The sequence below is a fragment of the Paenibacillus sp. WLX1005 genome (assembly GCF_046603685.1).
In the GTDB taxonomy this organism is placed as follows: Bacteria; Bacillota; Bacilli; order Paenibacillales; family Paenibacillaceae; genus Saccharibacillus.
In genome coordinates, this window is sequence record NZ_CP176756.1 from 3,475,707 (window position 1) to 3,492,123 (window position 16,417).

18 protein-coding genes are annotated in these 16,417 nt (G+C 48.0%); all 18 read right to left on the bottom strand.

The genetic code is table 11. The features are described from left to right. Window positions 1-601: 601 nt before the first annotated feature. The 18 genes from aroH to der all read right to left on the bottom strand — a co-directional run bounded on the left by aroH (window position 602) and on the right by der (window position 15,956). A complete protein-coding gene (gene aroH, locus ACE3MZ_RS14805; protein WP_411346804.1) occupies window positions 602-970 on the bottom strand; it encodes a chorismate mutase in 369 nt (122 codons plus the stop codon). Window positions 971-978: 8 nt separating this feature from the next. After that, complete coding sequence (aroB, locus tag ACE3MZ_RS14810; protein WP_411346805.1) at window positions 979-2,073, bottom strand: 3-dehydroquinate synthase; 1,095 nt, start codon at window positions 2,071-2,073, stop codon at window positions 979-981. Window positions 2,074-2,081: 8 nt separating this feature from the next. Further along, window positions 2,082-3,251 (bottom strand): chorismate synthase, encoded by a 1,170-nt coding sequence (gene aroC, locus ACE3MZ_RS14815; protein WP_411342922.1) that lies wholly within the window; start codon window positions 3,249-3,251, stop codon window positions 2,082-2,084. A gap of 322 nt (window positions 3,252-3,573) precedes the next feature. Then, window positions 3,574-4,374, bottom strand: a complete 801-nt coding sequence (locus ACE3MZ_RS14820) for a CheR family methyltransferase (protein ID WP_411342923.1) — start codon at window positions 4,372-4,374, stop codon at window positions 3,574-3,576. Between the two features lie 52 nt (window positions 4,375-4,426). Then, window positions 4,427-4,870 carry a nucleoside-diphosphate kinase gene (gene ndk, locus ACE3MZ_RS14825; protein WP_411342924.1) on the bottom strand — a complete coding sequence of 148 codons (444 nt, stop codon included), beginning with the start codon at window positions 4,868-4,870 and terminating at the stop codon, window positions 4,427-4,429. A gap of 862 nt (window positions 4,871-5,732) precedes the next feature. Then, on the bottom strand, window positions 5,733-6,707 hold the full coding sequence (locus tag ACE3MZ_RS14830) for a polyprenyl synthetase family protein (protein WP_411342925.1): 975 nt from the start codon (window positions 6,705-6,707) through the stop codon (window positions 5,733-5,735). Further along, window positions 6,704-7,567 (bottom strand): menaquinone biosynthesis protein, encoded by an 864-nt coding sequence (locus ACE3MZ_RS14835; protein ID WP_411342926.1) that lies wholly within the window; start codon window positions 7,565-7,567, stop codon window positions 6,704-6,706. Before ACE3MZ_RS14835 ends, ACE3MZ_RS14830 begins: the two co-directional genes overlap by 4 nt. Continuing rightward, window positions 7,554-8,237 (bottom strand): UbiX family flavin prenyltransferase, encoded by a 684-nt coding sequence (locus ACE3MZ_RS14840; protein WP_411342927.1) that lies wholly within the window; start codon window positions 8,235-8,237, stop codon window positions 7,554-7,556. The genes ACE3MZ_RS14835 and ACE3MZ_RS14840 overlap by 14 nt, the downstream gene beginning before the upstream one ends. Further along, window positions 8,228-9,103 carry a UbiA-like polyprenyltransferase gene (locus ACE3MZ_RS14845; RefSeq protein ID WP_411342928.1) on the bottom strand — a complete coding sequence of 292 codons (876 nt, stop codon included), beginning with the start codon at window positions 9,101-9,103 and terminating at the stop codon, window positions 8,228-8,230. The genes ACE3MZ_RS14840 and ACE3MZ_RS14845 overlap by 10 nt, the downstream gene beginning before the upstream one ends. Window position 9,104: 1 nt before the next feature. Continuing rightward, a complete protein-coding gene (locus ACE3MZ_RS14850; RefSeq protein ID WP_411342929.1) occupies window positions 9,105-9,827 on the bottom strand; it encodes a demethylmenaquinone methyltransferase in 723 nt (240 codons plus the stop codon). Window positions 9,828-9,852: 25 nt separating this feature from the next. Next, entirely contained in the window at window positions 9,853-10,701 is an 849-nt protein-coding gene (locus tag ACE3MZ_RS14855; protein ID WP_411342930.1) for a heptaprenyl diphosphate synthase component 1, read from the bottom strand. A 359-nt stretch (window positions 10,702-11,060) separates the two neighbouring features. Further along, entirely contained in the window at window positions 11,061-11,297 is a 237-nt protein-coding gene (gene mtrB, locus ACE3MZ_RS14860; RefSeq protein WP_411342931.1) for a trp RNA-binding attenuation protein MtrB, read from the bottom strand. A 176-nt stretch (window positions 11,298-11,473) separates the two neighbouring features. Continuing rightward, window positions 11,474-11,746, bottom strand: coding sequence for an HU family DNA-binding protein (locus tag ACE3MZ_RS14865; RefSeq protein WP_367059316.1), 273 nt, complete (start codon window positions 11,744-11,746; stop codon window positions 11,474-11,476). A gap of 184 nt (window positions 11,747-11,930) precedes the next feature. Then, window positions 11,931-12,302, bottom strand: a complete 372-nt coding sequence (locus ACE3MZ_RS14870) for a 2Fe-2S iron-sulfur cluster-binding protein (RefSeq protein WP_411342932.1) — start codon at window positions 12,300-12,302, stop codon at window positions 11,931-11,933. 2 nt (window positions 12,303-12,304) lie between these two features. Next, on the bottom strand, window positions 12,305-12,922 hold the full coding sequence (locus ACE3MZ_RS14875) for a hypothetical protein (protein ID WP_411342933.1): 618 nt from the start codon (window positions 12,920-12,922) through the stop codon (window positions 12,305-12,307). Window positions 12,923-12,961: 39 nt separating this feature from the next. Then, on the bottom strand, window positions 12,962-14,005 hold the full coding sequence (locus ACE3MZ_RS14880; RefSeq protein WP_411342934.1) for an NAD(P)H-dependent glycerol-3-phosphate dehydrogenase: 1,044 nt from the start codon (window positions 14,003-14,005) through the stop codon (window positions 12,962-12,964). Further along, window positions 13,998-14,621, bottom strand: coding sequence for a glycerol-3-phosphate 1-O-acyltransferase PlsY (gene plsY / locus ACE3MZ_RS14885; RefSeq protein WP_411342935.1), 624 nt, complete (start codon window positions 14,619-14,621; stop codon window positions 13,998-14,000). The genes ACE3MZ_RS14880 and plsY overlap by 8 nt, the downstream gene beginning before the upstream one ends. 12 nt (window positions 14,622-14,633) lie before the next feature. Further along, window positions 14,634-15,956 (bottom strand): ribosome biogenesis GTPase Der, encoded by a 1,323-nt coding sequence (gene der, locus ACE3MZ_RS14890; RefSeq protein WP_411342936.1) that lies wholly within the window; start codon window positions 15,954-15,956, stop codon window positions 14,634-14,636. Window positions 15,957-16,417: the final 461 nt, after the last annotated feature.

Consider the following 16,417-nt stretch of genomic DNA (forward strand, 5'->3'; position numbering starts at 1 on the left):
CCGTGGACGGCGATAGCACCGGAAGGCAACTAAAAAAGCCTCCACGCGTACGGACGCATGAAGGCTGGAATCACATCAAGTAGGTACAAATGCAGACAACGGATATACACAAATACACCGTTGCTGGCTGAATGCACATAGAGGATAATATCATCTGATTCTAGTAGTCTTTTTCAACAATACAGCAAATGATGCTGACAAAAAAGGCTGCACGTATACAATACAGCTACAGTTGAACCAACAATATAACTCAATCGTTGCCATTAATGACAATAACATCATCATCCATGTTGTTCACTACTACATCTCACTGTATACGATTGTGATGATCTACTCTACTGTTCATTCTGCTCTCGAAACGTCCTCGCACCTGTCTTCCTGCGGACCACCGACCCGAACCGTCCATGGATATGCTCTGACGCATATACCGGTGAACACTCCGCTCAGCCCGCCGACAAGGCTTACGTTTCCTTCTCATCTATACTGCTCTCTCTGCTTACCTGCAATCTCATCTCAATACACGGCTCTGCTTGCTTCTTAAGCTTATTTTATACTATACCCCATAACGGGTAACTGACGCAACCCTTACGCTGGAATTGGCTCAGGATGTTGCCAGATCTGGGCGCAGACGCTTCGCTTCATTCAAGTAGACATGGCGCATTTCCTGCTGTGTCTTGGTCGTATTCACATGAATCATCAACCGAATACACTTCGGCAGACTGCCTTGTACCGATGCTTCGACTGCACACATTAACGGCACCATATTCCAGCCTTCCATTTCACGAATTGCTAGTGCTGGAAACGCGGCATCCAGATCGGCAGTCATCGTAATCCAGATGCTGCTAATATCTTCCGGCTCGAATTGATTGCGCTCTACAATTTCTTTTAGCAATACAAGCGTTTCGTCAAGAATCTCTTGACGCTCGTTGCGAGTCACAGTAGTTGCCCCGCGGATTCCACGCATATAGATACTCATACTCAGACCTCCTCCTTCAGCTGTTCCACAGTACGACGCACCAGATGGTAATCAACATTAGGATTGATCTCCACTTTGCCGATTGACTGTGGCACGACGAAGGTCATATTACCTTCTTGAAACTTCTTATCGTGCATCATCGCTTCCATAATGGCATCAATGTCCAAATGCTGTGGCAATACCGTCGGCAGACCGAGACTTTGCAGCATACGACGTGTCGTATCAACTAGCCCTGGCTCACCACCAAGTGCTTCGCCGATGATCGCAGAACCGACCATACCGATAGAAATCGCTTCGCCGTGAATGATCTCGCCATAACCAGCAACTGCTTCGATCGCATGACCGATCGTATGACCGAGGTTGAGAATGGCGCGCAGATCATTTTCGCGCTCATCACGCGAGACGACAATCGCCTTGATCGCACAGCCTTTTTCCAGACCATAACCCATCGCCTCACGATCCACTGCCTGCAATGAGTCCGCATGTTCTAGACACCAGTATGCAAAGTCAGCATCCCAGATCAGACCATGCTTCACCATTTCCGCCAGACCGGCACGCACTTCGCGCAGCGGCAACGTTTGCAGGGTGCTTAGATCGTACAGCACCAGCTCCGGTTGATGGAAGACGCCGATCATATTTTTCGCTAGTCGGTGATTGATTGCTACCTTGCCACCGACGCTGCTATCGTGAGCAAGCACGGTAGTCGGCATCTGAATAAAACGAATGCCGCGCATGTACGTTCCAGCTACAAAACCAGCCAGATCGCCAACGACACCGCCACCGAGCGCGATCACCGCCGATCTGCGATCCAGTCCACCTTCAATCGCTTTGGTCATAACTGCTTCGAATACCGCTAGCGATTTGGACGTTTCACCTGCGCCGACAACAGCTGTGACAAAGGTAAAGCCCGCAGCTTGCAGCGACTGCTCCAGCTTGTCCAGATGCAGCGGCGCGGTATTCTCGTCCGTAACGATCAGCAGCGGGCTTTGCTTGGACAGTTTATGCTTTTCCAAATAGCTGCCGGATTGCTCCAGCAGCTGTTCGCCAATGTAAATCGGGTAAGAGCGTTCGCCAAGTTGAACGTCTACTGTGCGAATATCGCTCATCAGTAAGCTTCCAGCTGTGCGAGGTAATTATCGTAGTTTTTACGAATCTCCGTCATGGAGTCGCCACCGAATTTTTCCAGGAAAGCCTTGGCAACTTCCCAGGCAACCACACTCTCCATCACTACGCTTGCCGCAGGTACGGCACATGCGTCGGAACGTTCTACTTGTGCGGTAAATGGCTCCTTCGTATCGATATCTACACTTTGTAGCGGTTTGTACAGCGTCGGGATCGGCTTCATTACGCCGCGGACGACGATTGGCATACCGTTGGTCATGCCGCCTTCAAAGCCGCCGAGACGGTTCGTAGCACGATGGTATCCACGCTCTTCGCTATACAGAATCTCATCATGCACTTGTGAGCCGCGAATATGTCCAGCTTCAAAGCCAATACCAATCTCTACACCTTTGAACGCATTGATGGACATAACTGCCTGCGCAATGCGTGCATCCAGCTTACGGTCATATTGCACAAACGTACCCAGACCGACCGGTACGCCTTCTACGATACATTCCACGATACCACCGATCGAATCGCCTTCTTTTTTGATCTGATCGATGTACGCTTCCATCTTCTGCTCGGTTTCTTTATCCACTACACGAACGGAAGATTCTTCTGTACGTTCAATCAGTTCATCTAGTGAAAGATCGTTAGCTGGTGCTTCAATCTCACCGATGCGGATAACCTGTCCGCCGATCTTGATACCGAACTGTGCCAAGAATTGGCGAGCAACTGCACCAACACCGACGCGGATTGCTGTCTCGCGTGCACTGGAGCGCTCCAATACGTTGCGCAGGTCTTTGTGATTGTATTTCAAACCGCCGTTCAGATCCGCATGACCTGGACGTGGACGGTGAACACGACGTTTTTCTTCGTCTGTGCCTTCCATCGGTTCGATATTCATAATTTTGGTCCAGTGCTTCCAGTCGTTGTTAGCAACAACCATAGCTACCGGTGCACCTGTTGTATACCCGTGGCGTACACCGCCCACGATATCTGCTGTATCTTTCTCGATTTGCATGCGGCGACCGCGACCGTATCCTTTTTGACGACGTGCCAGTTGGAAATTGAGCGCTTCAAAATCAAGCTCCAATCCGCTTGGTAATCCTTCAATAATCGCAGTCAACTGGGGACCGTGCGTCTCCCCGGCTGTCAAGTAACGTATACTCATGTTGCGTTCCCCCTTTAAACTGTTAAACTGTGCATCGCTAAAATCCGTAGTTACCTTTGCTTATTATAGTACAGCCTTCATCCATTTGACAAGGAACGTCAAATATTGTATTTGTGCATATCTATCCGGCATTTTTACGGTCTGTTCCTATGCAAAAAGGCACACTGCCGATGGCTTTCGCCTGTAAGACAGTGTGCTTGTGTTTACCATGATTGATGTTAAGCATGCGGTCTTGCTTGTGGCCCGCCTTGCAGGATACCGGTTTAGATACAAGAACCGGCATCTATGTTGTTCATGTTGCAGATCAGCCCCCGCCGGATGATCAACCTTTTTTGTGATAAAAGAATGTTTCCGAGGAATCGAATCCATATTGACCTGGAGAGAAAATCTGCTCCGTGCTACCTACAAACAAAACGCCGCCCGGGCGCAAACTTGCTGCAAACTTATGATACAGCAAATGCTTCGCTTCTTCAGTAAAGTAGATCATAACATTACGGCATACGATCAGATCATATCCTGTTTCGAACTTGTCGATCAGCAGATTTCCCTTACGGAACTGAACTGCCTTTTTCAGCGTATCGTTAACACTGAACATCGGTCCTTGCGCAGTGAAATACCGTTTGACCACGTCCGCCGGCACGTCCTTGAGCGAGCGTTCCAGATATAGCGCTTTTTTGGCTTTTTCCAGAGCACCGTCATCAATATCAGTGGCATGCAGCGTGCTGGACGAAAGCAAGTTTTTGTCCGCGAGAATCGTTGCAAGCGTGTACGGCTCTTCACCAGTCGAGCAGGCAGCACTCCATACTTTCAGATTTTTGCTGGTGCGCTGCAAATCAGGCAGAATCGTATCGCGCAACACTTCCCAACGGTTCGGGTTACGCCAGAACTCAGATACGTTGATCGTCATCCGGTCAAGGAACTCGTAAAACAATGCTTTGTCCTTCAGCATGGCGTCGAAAAATGCGCTGAATGTCGAGAATCCGTTTTTGGTACGCAGCGTCGTCAGACGGCGTTTCATCTGTGCTTCTTTGTACTGCGACAGATCGATCCCTGTATTGTCTTTTACTTTTTTGATAAAGCCGGCATAATCCGCGTCCGGTTGAATGGCATCATTCGTAAGCATGGAATCACTTCCTTGATCATGATTATAAGTTCAGTCCATGCGGGGGTATGTGTTAGAGCCAGGCCGAAATGTTTTTTTCGTAAACGCTTAATTCGTTAGGAGCAAAGAAGTTGGCAATTTCCCGGTCCGCACTTTCCGGCGAATCGGAGCCATGAATTAAATTGAACGGCGTATGTGCAGCAAAATCGCCACGGATCGTGCCAGGCAGTGCTTCTTTTACCTGGGTTTTGCCCATCAGCATACGGGAAAGGGTGATCACATCATCGCCTTCCCATACCATCGCGAACACCGGACCGGAGGTAATAAAATCAATCAATTCTCCGTAAAACGCTTTGCCTTCATGTTCGGCATAATGGCTTTTGGCTTGCTCCTCGGTTGGGATGAGGAATTTGCCACCGATCAATTTGAATCCTTTGTCTTCCAAGCGACTGATAATGCGTCCGATTAACCCACGTTGTACTCCGTCAGGTTTAATCATCAAAAATGTTCGTTCCATCTGACTCACTCTCCTGTTATCTACAAAGTGATCTGCTATCGGAGCAATGCAAAGTGCTCACTTGTGTATTCTAACAGAAACCTGGGAGTACAGAAAGAAATCGAATCATATCCATAACGGCTCATTTTTGATACAATACCGCCCACATGAATCCTCTCACTTGTTATGCGCCTGTCTGCCGACGTGATTACTGCCATTTGTAGCATCGGAAACGGTCTGCATACTTCAGTATTGTATATATCGACATCTGAGGGGTAGTCTTTTAGTCCCGGGAGATAAATAATTTGGAATTTGGTGGGAGTGGGGGGGATGTTGTGAGCGAGCATCGCTCTGGGAAGGGATAGGGGAACGTCCTTCGGTGGAGCGCGGGAATCTACGGAATGGGAGTTACTTGTAGATTCCCGCGCTCCAAGGTCGTCCTTATCCCCTATTCCCTTCCCGCCGCTATGTGCTGACAACTCCCTCCGACTCTCACGAGTGGGTGGGTAGCAGGGAAGGTCAAGGGCGTTTAAGATATTTAGGGCAGTTAGAGCAGTTAGAGCAGTTAAGGCATTTAGAGCAGTTAGGGTGTTTAGGCGTTTAGAACGTTTGGAGTGTTTGGTGGATTATTTATGAGGATGGTGTGTTTTGATGGCTTTTTTTTGTGGTTATAGAGTTGTTTCCTGCTAATCGAATGATATCTCTATTGTTGCTTTTATTAATAAAGGTGAATCTTGGGGAATTGCGTAGTTTTGAGTAGTTGTTAGTTAAAAAAACCAGCGCTGAGGGTTCAGGGCTGGTTTGGGGGGGTGCTTTTTTGTAGTTACTCTTGTCGCTTTATGGCTCTTTTTATCCGGTTGCTTGCTGTTTGCAAGATTGGGGATTAGTGGGAGCGCTTGGCTACGAAGTGAGCGATTTCTTGTAGGTGCTTACGGGTTTTGCCTTCTGGTAGTTGTTGTAGGGCATCCATTGCTTTTTGAATATAGCGGTCGGCTAGTTGTTCGGCACGCTCGATGCCTTGGCTATTTTTGATCATGTTTACGGCTGTCTTCACATCGGTTTGACCGTCGGCTTCGTGGATGCGGCGGATTTCGGAGAGCAGAGGCTGGTTTAGTTCCTGTTCTTGAAGTGCCATCAGTACTGGCAGGGTGATATTGCCCTGACGCAGGTCGCTGCCTGGTGGTTTGCCGATTTGTTTCTCCGTACCGCACAAGTCGAGTACGTCGTCACGGATTTGAAAAGCCATGCCTACGTTGTAGCCATATCGATACAGTTGGCGCGTATGTGCAGCTGGTGCATCGGCAGCAAGCCCACCGAGTTGACAGCTAATTGCAATCAGCAATGCCGTTTTGCGGCGAATGCGAAGCAAATAACGACGGATCGTTTGCTCCGTGTTGAAGAAGTCGCGGATTTGCTCCATTTCACCGATCGACATCTGCACCATCGCTTTGGCAAGTACGCGGTGAATCTCCGGGTTTTGCAACCGGGCGACGATAACTAGCGCTTTGGCATAAATATAATCGCCAGTATACATAGCGATCCGATTGTCCCATTTTGATTTGACCGTCAGTTGACCGCGACGAGTTTCCGCGTCGTCGATCACATCGTCATGCACCAGAGATGCCATATGGATCAGCTCCAGCGGTACAGCAACATTACTGAGCTTTTCCAGATCATAGGTGCCGTATTTACCGCCAAGCAGCACAAAAGCGGGACGAAGCCGCTTTCCTCCCGCTTTTAACAAATGTAGTGAAGCCTCATTCAGCAGCGCATGATCAGTATCAATGCTGCGGCTCAGTTCTCGTTCAATGACGTTCATGTCTTTTTTTAGTGTCCCGAAAATATCCAGTAGTTTCATTCGTTCACCCGTGTCATCGTATTGTCAGTCCATAATTCCATGTGCACTTCATGGTTCAGCAGGCCAAGTTCATACGCGTAACGGAAGTACAGCGCCAGTCCCTGCTGTTCCTGTGTACCAAAATCATACCACAACTGGCGGAAATAATGTTCCCAGTAGTCATGCTCGCCACCCATTTTGCGCTGTGCTTCGGCAATGACAGGTTCGAGATTGTGCAAACTTTGCTGTTTGCTACTTCGCAGACCAGAGGCAATCTCGGTCACCAGCTCCGGATATACCGCCGCAAATTGCTTATTCACTGCCCATACGGCAAACGTCATGCTGTGCCCTGTCCACGATTTCCATTCGCGACCTAGATCAGTCACAATATAGCCGCTATCATGACGCGCTGCTTCAATCGCATGATCACCAATCAGCAATGCCGCATCGCAGGCTTCCATCATCTCATCCAGATTCGGATTCATCGATACATATTCAGGCGCAAACCCATATCGTTTTTGTAAAATGATCTTCAGCAAATTCACAGATGTTGCCGAAGTGTTTGTCAGCGCAATCGTTCCATTTCCCAGCTCTGCCACCGGTTTTCTGGAAAACAGAAGAATTGATCCGACCGCATTCTGAGCACTGACCGACAGATCCGGCAACAACCAGAAGTCCTGCGAACGCGTTCCGTAAGCGAAAGAGGATACTGGTGTGATATACAACGTATCTTCCAGCAGTCCGCGATTCAGATTGGCAGGCAGATCACTATGAATAACGGCCGATACCGACAGCTGCTCCGGTTGGAAATGCTGATAGATCGGCCAGTCGTTCGTATATTCAATTTTACCGATTTGGATCGGCAATTCAAACTTCGTCACGGTCATTCCCCCATCGTTCAAATAAATCGTGATCGATCCCGAGCAGATCGAGCACTTTGCCAACCATGAAGTCAACCGCATCTTGCAGTGTTTTGGGGCGATAATAAAAAGCCGGCATAGCCGGAACGATGCTGACTCCCAAACGCGCCAGCTTCAGCATATTTTCCAAATGGATCGCATGCAGCGGTGTTTCTCTTGGAACTATAACCAGTTTGCGCTCCTCTTTAATCATAACGTCTGCCGCGCGGGTCATCAGATTGGTGGACATGCCGCCAGCAATATTCGCCAGCGTGCCCATAGAGCACGGAATGATAATCATCGCTTTCACCCGGAACGAGCCGCTTGCAATAGAAGCACCAATATCTGAAAAGGAATGGTATACGAGCTTACCCGGCAGATGACCGAAATGCTGCGACAGCATCTCGTCACGTCCAGAAGCCGACCAATCCATTTCTTCCTTCAATACACGCCAGCCTGCATTGGAGATAACCAGATGTACACTATAACTGAGCGACAGCAAGACTTCAGTCAGACGAATGCCGTATATCGAGCCGCTAGCACCAGTAATGCCGATCACATAACGCTGACCGGCATTGGCTGAAGGCACGCCATCCGTCCCAGTAACAACCGGGGCAGATAGCGGAGATGAATGTTCGTCGTTTACAGCCATTGTTTCACCGCCAGATCAATAAGCGTGAATGCAAACATGATGATGCTGAGTGCACCATTCATCGTGAAGAACGCCGTTTGCAGGCGGCTCAAATCTTTTGGTTTTACAATATAATGTTGATAGAACAAAATCGCACACGCAATAACAACACCCGCGGCATACCATAAGCCCAGATGCGCGATAAAGAACAGACTGATCAGACCGATCGCCGTAATAACGTGGAAGCCCTGCGCAATTTTTAATGCACGCGGAATGCCGAATCGACTTGGAATGGAATGCAGCCCTTCTTTGCGGTCAAACTCTTCGTCGTCACACGCATAAATAACATCAAACCCTGCTGTCCAGAACGTAATCGCAACGAAGAACACAATTGCCGTCCAAGTAACTGTACCGGTCACCGCAACCCAGCCACCTAGTGGCGCGAGTGCAATCGTCATGCCCAGTACCACATGGCATAACCATGTAAAGCGTTTCGTGAACGAATAGAAGATGAGCATAAAGACAGCAATCGGCAATAAACGCAATGCTAGCGGAGACAATTCGGTCACTGCCCAGAAGAATACAACGAGCGAGATCACGATAAAAATAACCACTTCGCCGGAGCGCAGCAGTCCTGCCGGAATGGCACGCATCATCGTGCGCGGGTTTTTGCCATCAAACGTACGGTCGATCAGGCGATTCAGCCCCATCGCCGCGCTGCGTGCGCCGACCATAGCAACTAGAATCCATACTACCTGTTGCCATGTCGGCAGATGTCCAAATACTACATAAGAGCCGAGCATCGCACCCATAAAAGCAAACGGCAATGCAAATAATGTATGCTCAACTTTAATCATTTCGAGAAAAATTTTAATTTTCTTAAACATCCTACTTCTCCTTGATTCCAATATGAAGTGCGGCAATTCCGCCAGTCAGCGGATACGCCTGCACCTGCTGCAAACCAATCTGGTTGAATACACCCGCAAGCTCAGAGCGCCCCGGGAAAGCTTTTAGCGAATCCGGCAACCATTTATACTGCTCATACCGCTTGGCGACAAGGCGTCCCATTAGCGGCAGCAAATTTTGAAAATAGAAATAATAGATGCCTTTGAACGGCTGCCACGTTGGTTTGGACAATTCCAGACATACGACCATGCCACCCGGTTTGACGACACGCTGCATTTCACGCAGTGTCTTTTCCAGATCTGGCACATTGCGTAGACCAAAGCCAATCGTTGCATAATCGAACGAATTGTCCTCAAAAGGTAAATCCATCGCATTACCCTGTGTCAGTGTAATATTATCCTGCCAGCCATCGCGGTCAATTTTCGTTTGACCGACGCTGAGCATATTCGGGCTAAAATCCAGTCCGTAAATTTTGCCTGTTTTGCTTGCTTCAGCGATACTGAGTGTCCAATCACATGTTCCACAACATACGTCCAGTGCAGAATCGCCCTGCTGCACATTCATTTTTTTCATAGTAAATTTGCGCCATGTTTTGTGCATACGGAAACTGAGCACATCATTCATCATATCGTATTTCGGTGCAATCGATTCAAATACCGATTGTACGAACTGTTCTTTGGGTTTGGCACTTTCCGGTTTGCTCATTATTTCTTCACCTCTTCTGATGATCTCACACCTGATGAACAAGCTTGGTATAGCTGCCGGTTAGACCGGATATTTCCGTTTGCAATACATCGTGATCACTTTGCTGTAAACGTTCACCGATCGCTGCCAGTGCATGTCCGAGCAGTTTCTCCAATCGTGCAGTTGTATCATAGAGTGCATCCCATTCCTGCCAGCGAGGACTTTGTTGTGGCTCACTGTATAATTCATTCCGACGCTCCGGCGCTTGTTCAAGCGCATCATACAAGCGGAAATGACCGAATGGTTGCTCTGCGCTACCGGGATTCAGCTCGTTTGCCAGCAATTCGCAGCGACTAAACAAATATAATAACTGCTCCCACAGCTGACGCTGCTCCTCAGCAATATAGGGCGTAAACGAAAGAAACAGCTGCATCTTCAGCTGTATGCTTGCTTCCATATATTGTTCCACTGTCAATGTGCCGCGCTGAGATTGCTCGTACAGATTCATTTTTAATCGATTGTTCTCACAAATCGCTTCGCTTAAACGCGATACCATCTGAATCTCGCCTGCTTTAGCTAGCAACTCATAAAAACGGCTACTGAAATAATCGCCTGCCAGTACGTTCAATTGACGTGATCTCATCTGTTCCTCCTGCTGATGAGCAGGCGACGTATCGATCATATCATGTGTATCCAATGCCATCTGTACTAGACCCGTCACCAGTGGAAACAGTTGGTCCGCATGTGTTTGCAAATGATTGCTGCCTGCCTCACTTAAAAACAGGTGTAACAAGTGGGCACGGACATCCGGAAATCCGGCTACCTCTGTATGCTTTTGAATCATATCGTATTCGGTATATTTTTGGGATGTTTCCAACAAGCGATACGGTCTCATTTCAGCCTCCGCGCCTTATCCAGGCAAGTCTATATTTTCACAAACCTGAAATACACAATACTTCAGATTTAAACCACTTCAGTTCATTATATCATATGTTGTCATCACAAGACAGGGCGATATAGGATTTGATTGTTGTCATCTACCTCAGATCGTAATATGTTACTTTTTACACAAAAATCATTATTTTCAACCGTTCCCATACAAAATACCGGTACGCTTATTCGCCGTATGCCTGTAGCATGTTAGACGATGAACGACCGGTATACTAAATATTAGATTGAGAAAACGTCAGATATGATAGCCGCATCCAATTCCACCCATATCATACATACAAGCGGATTCAAGCGGCGAATCAGTTAATCTGTATGCATTATGCCATGCTTCGTTTGCACTTCAGCATCGCCACGGATTTTGATGGCGGATGTATTCTCAGTAAATTGAACGATCAGCACTTCACCCTTGTCCAGCTTCTCAGTATGATGAAAACGTGTATCGCGACCTCGAGTCAAGCCGATCACCTGCACGCCATTGTCTTTTGCCTTGATCACTACATATTCGCTATTCACATAATTGTTGTCATTGGATGGTTGCATTATGTTCCTCCTTCCGCCGACGGCGGGATTCATCTGTACGTATATGTACACCATCCTATCATACAGGCTGGTTCAGCAATTCGTAAACCCCGTCGTTATTCTACACTACGTAAACGCGAAAAGACCGTGATCAAACCTGATCACGGTCTTTTTCCTGAACATGGAATATGTACAACTTATTTAATTCCATCTTTCAAGGCTTTACCAGGCTTGAAAGCCGGGATTTTGCTGGCAGCGATTTCGATTTCTTCACCAGTTTGTGGGTTGCGACCTTTACGGGCAGAACGCTCACGAACTTCAAAGTTACCAAAACCAACCAGTTGCACTTTATCACCGCTTTGCAGCGCGCTTGCAATAGCTTCAAAAACAGCATCAACTGCTTTTGTTGCATCTTTCTTTTGCAGCTCGGTTTTTTCAATCACCTGTGCGATCAGATCTGTCTTGTTCATAGTTGTCACCTCCTGAGCAAGTATGCGTGTATCCACAAGCTACTGTAGTTTTCGTGAATACGAAAATATGTGTAAACGGTGCGGATTTGTACAGTTGATCAGTCTGCCACAAACTGCGGCAAACAGAACAAAACTATAGTAATACAGCCATCTTTGAATTTCAAGCATTTTACCTGTTTTTTATCTACCAATCGCTCAAATCATCGTCCTGTTGCTCTAGCTGTCTACGAATCGCTGCTTTGAGCCGATCTTCTGGCACTGTGATAATAGCTGGCGCTTCAATTCTCGCCTGACACCCCAGTCGTATCCCTTCCTGCAACTGACTGCCCAGCTTGCGCTGTTCCGCTGCATTCGGTGCACATAATCCATCGCCAGTGTCTTGCTCTCCCGGCTGAACATGCACTTTACACATCAAACATGCTGCTCGTCCATCACAGCGAACCGGTAACGATACTCCTGCCCGACGAAGCGCCTGTAACACGGTCGTACCTGCACTAACCTGTATCGAACGCCCGGATGGCAGCAATTGTACATTGATTTTGCTTATTTTATTCATATTCAAGCCTGCAATCCAGCCAGCCGAAGAATACGCTGCATCAGTTGCGGATGAAATCCATTATGGTCGATCAACTGACGCAATAATGGTTCATGGCGCTCCGGTTGTTGGCGTAACTGCTCAGCGATTGCTTCATACCGATCCGCACGATCACGCAGCAGATTAAAGATCAGTTCATGCTCTAGCGGCATCAGACGAACAGTATGCCCATTCAGCTCCACTATTGCCGCCGCCGTGTAGAGCGTCCGATCTACATGAACACGGTAATAAGATTCACGCGCACGCACTTCAAAGTCACCGACCAGTTCGATGGCACAATCCTCTCCCTGGTAATGACTGAGCGTAGAGCGATACATACGCGTTTCGTTGAGTTCCGGTCCATCCAATAGAGCAAAGGAATGCCGTAGCTGTTCATCCAGCCCGGAGATCGCAGGTCCATCTGCATACAGATCAATATCGCGTGGTGAACGTTCCAGCTGAACACCTTGCAATAACAATCCACAGCTACCACCAAGCAGCCATGGCAATGGTGTTGCAGAACTACCGATCACGGCAGCAAGCTGATGTAGCGTGCGTTGCAATTCCGGCTGCAATTGTAAGGTCTGACTATGCTTTGCCACTCACTTCACTCCTTCCGGGTATGACAAAAGGAAGCAGCATCAAGAATGCCACTGCCTCCAGGTTTCTAGCTTCATCGATTCCATTTCATTTTTCGGGTCACGACCCATGAGCGCTTCCACCGCTGTACGCGGATCTGCCTGTTCAAACAATACGCGATACAGTTGCTCAGCGATTGGCATCTGCACATTATGCCGACGAGACATATCATGTGCCGCCTGCGTGCTGCGTACACCTTCTACCACCATGTTCATTGAGTCCATAACCTCATCTAGCGTCTTGCCCTGACCAAGCATATAGCCGGCACGCCAGTTACGGCTGTGCTTGCTCGTACCGGTAACAACCAGGTCACCGATGCCAGCCAGTCCAGCAAAGGTCAGCGGATTGGCACCCATTTCACTGCCTACACGCACCATCTCAGCGATGCCACGGGTTAACAATGCAGCTTTGGCATTGTCGCCAAAACCGAGTCCATCCGATAGACCAGCACCAAGTGCGATAATATTTTTCAGTGCACCTGCGAGTTCTACGCCAATGGTATCCCGATTCGTATATACGCGGAAATAGTCTTCGTTCATAAACAACATCTGTGCGGCAACCGCTGCTTTTTCATTGGCAGCTGCAACCACGACCGTTGTCGGCATACGCTTGACTACCTCTTCGGCATGACTTGGACCAGATAAAACGACAACATCGTCTTCCTTCATATTCAGTTCTTCACTAATGACGGTGGACATTCGTTTTAACGAGCCTGTTTCAAATCCTTTGGTCGCATGCACGCACAGCATATCTTCATGGTAAAAAGGTTTCATCTGCTGACATACATCACGCATCGCTTTGGACGGTGCCACGATGATAACAGCTGCCGTATCTCTCATTGCTTCTTCCAAATTGGAAGTCGCTACGATGGACGTTGGCAATTCAGCGTCCGGCAAATACCGGCTATTGCGGTGAAGATTGTTGATTTCTGCGGCTTGCTCAGGCGTACGTGCCCACAGCGATACGTGAAATCCGTTGTCCGCCAGTACACAGGCAAGCGCGGTTCCCCAGCTTCCAGCTACTAGAACAGTCACCTTATCAGACAACTTTGCTTCCTCCCTTGTCCGCTTTGGCTCCGATTTTGCTTTCGGTGCCTTTGATGATCCGGCCTACATTGGCCCGGTGACGCCAAACGCCCAGTGCCCAGATCACAATACTGACGATTACAATCGGTGCCGTATAGCCCATAATGAGCAGCAAAATCGGCGTCAATGTAACAAGGATCAACGAACCGAGCGATACATAACGGGTGAATACAATCGATAGAATTGCCACAACACCAGCAATCAGCGTCGGTACAATACATAAGGTTGCCAGTACACCGATCGTAGTAGCAATACCTTTACCACCACGAAAGTTAAAATAGATCGGCCAGTTATGCCCCAGAATCGCAGCCAATCCGCACAATGCCGGAATCCAGAAATCCGGTGTAGCACTCAGCCAGACACCGATCCAGACTGCAACAATACCTTTGATCGCATCTAGCAGCAAGACGGCAATCGCCGGGCCTTTGCCCAGCACGCGCAGCGTATTCGTTGCACCCGCATTGCCACTACCATGATCACGAATATCGATGCCTTTGATACTTTTGGCGATCAGCACACTGAAACTGATCGAACCGAGCAAATAACTGATAATGATAGCCAACACTGATAAGATCACGTGCTTCTCTCCTTAATCGTCCGATGATTTGCGGCGGGTAAAGATACGAATCGGTGTACCTGTAAAGTCGAAGGCAGCACGGATTTTGTTTTCCAAATAACGTTCATAGGAAAAGTGCATCATTTCCGGCTCGTTCACGAATACGATGATGGTTGGTGGCTTTACGGCTACCTGAGTCACATAGTTGATGCGCAGACGCTTGCCTTTGTCGGTTGGCGGCGGATTGATTGCAACCGCGTCCGATACAACATCGTTCAACAGATGCGTCGGAATACGCAGGGAATGCTGCTCGGCAGCCTGCTTCACAACCGGCAGCAGCTTGTGAATACGCTGCTTGGTCAATGCTGACAAGAATACGATTGGTGCATACTGCATATAAAGGAAGTGATCGCGGATTGTCGTCTCAAAACGTTGCATCGTTTTGTCGTCCTTCTCCACCACATCCCATTTATTAACAACGATCAAAGCTGCTTTCCCTGCTTCGTGTGCATAACCGGCAACGTGCTTGTCCTGATCAATAATACCTTCTTCGCCGTTGATTACCATCAGTACAACGTCTGCACGCTCGATTGCTTTCATTGCACGCATCACACTGTATTTTTCAGTATTTTCGTACACTTTACCACGTTTGCGCATACCAGCGGTATCAATCAGTACATAACGCTGACCGTCTTTTTCAAATGGCGTATCAATCGCGTCGCGTGTAGTTCCAGCTACATTGCTGACAATAACGCGTTCTTCGCCAAGAATAGCGTTGACGAGCGATGATTTCCCTACATTCGGACGACCGATCAATGCGACGCGAATAACGTCCTCATCATAACCATCGTCTTCCAGCTCAGGCAGTTTGTTCACGATCTCATCCATCAGATCGCCTACACCGCTACCATGACTACCGGAAATACCGATTGGATCGCCAAAACCTACATTATAAAACTCATAAATATCGTTCATCCGATTCATGTTATCCACTTTGTTGACAGCCACAATCACTGGTTTACCAGAGCGGTACAAAATTTGTGCCACTTCTTCATCGGATTGCGTCAAGCCACTTTTCACATCACACATAAATACGATGACATCCGCTTCTTCAATCGCAAGTTCGGCTTGCATACGGATCGATTTCAGCATGGTGTCTTCGCCATCTACTTCGATACCACCAGTATCGATAACACTGAATGCTTTGCCGTTCCATTCGGATGTACCATATATCCGGTCACGGGTAATCCCCGGTTTGTCTTCTACAATTGCCAACCGGTCTCCGATCATCCGGTTGAATATCGTTGATTTCCCTACATTGGGACGGCCAACGATTGCCACTACGGGTCTTGCCATAGGTTTTATTCCTCCTGTTCTTTCTTTCCGTTAACCATCATAGCAAAAAACGCTACCATTGGCTAACAATTATAATGATTTGATCACGAAAAGTACCAATAAAAGCAATAATCGGCGAATCCACTTTCGGATTCGCCGATTATGCTGTTGGACATTCCGCAGCGCCAAGTGTTACAAAATGGCAATACGGTGAGCCCGATATATGAGGTGTGATTCAGAGAGAACAGGCATCATTTTGCATTCAAAGGCAAACCATCTGGCATGAAACATGCAGATGGTTGCGATGAAATGAAGGTGATGATGTTTCTCTGAAGTTTAGCAAGGAGATCGCTTGCTTGAAACTTAGTAAACCAGATTGAAGTGCTTTGGTTTACGGTTAAGAAGAAAGGCGCTTGCTAAGACTTTGGTAAACCGAATTGAAGCGTTTCGGTTTACGGCGAGCAAAGAGATCCCTTGCTAAA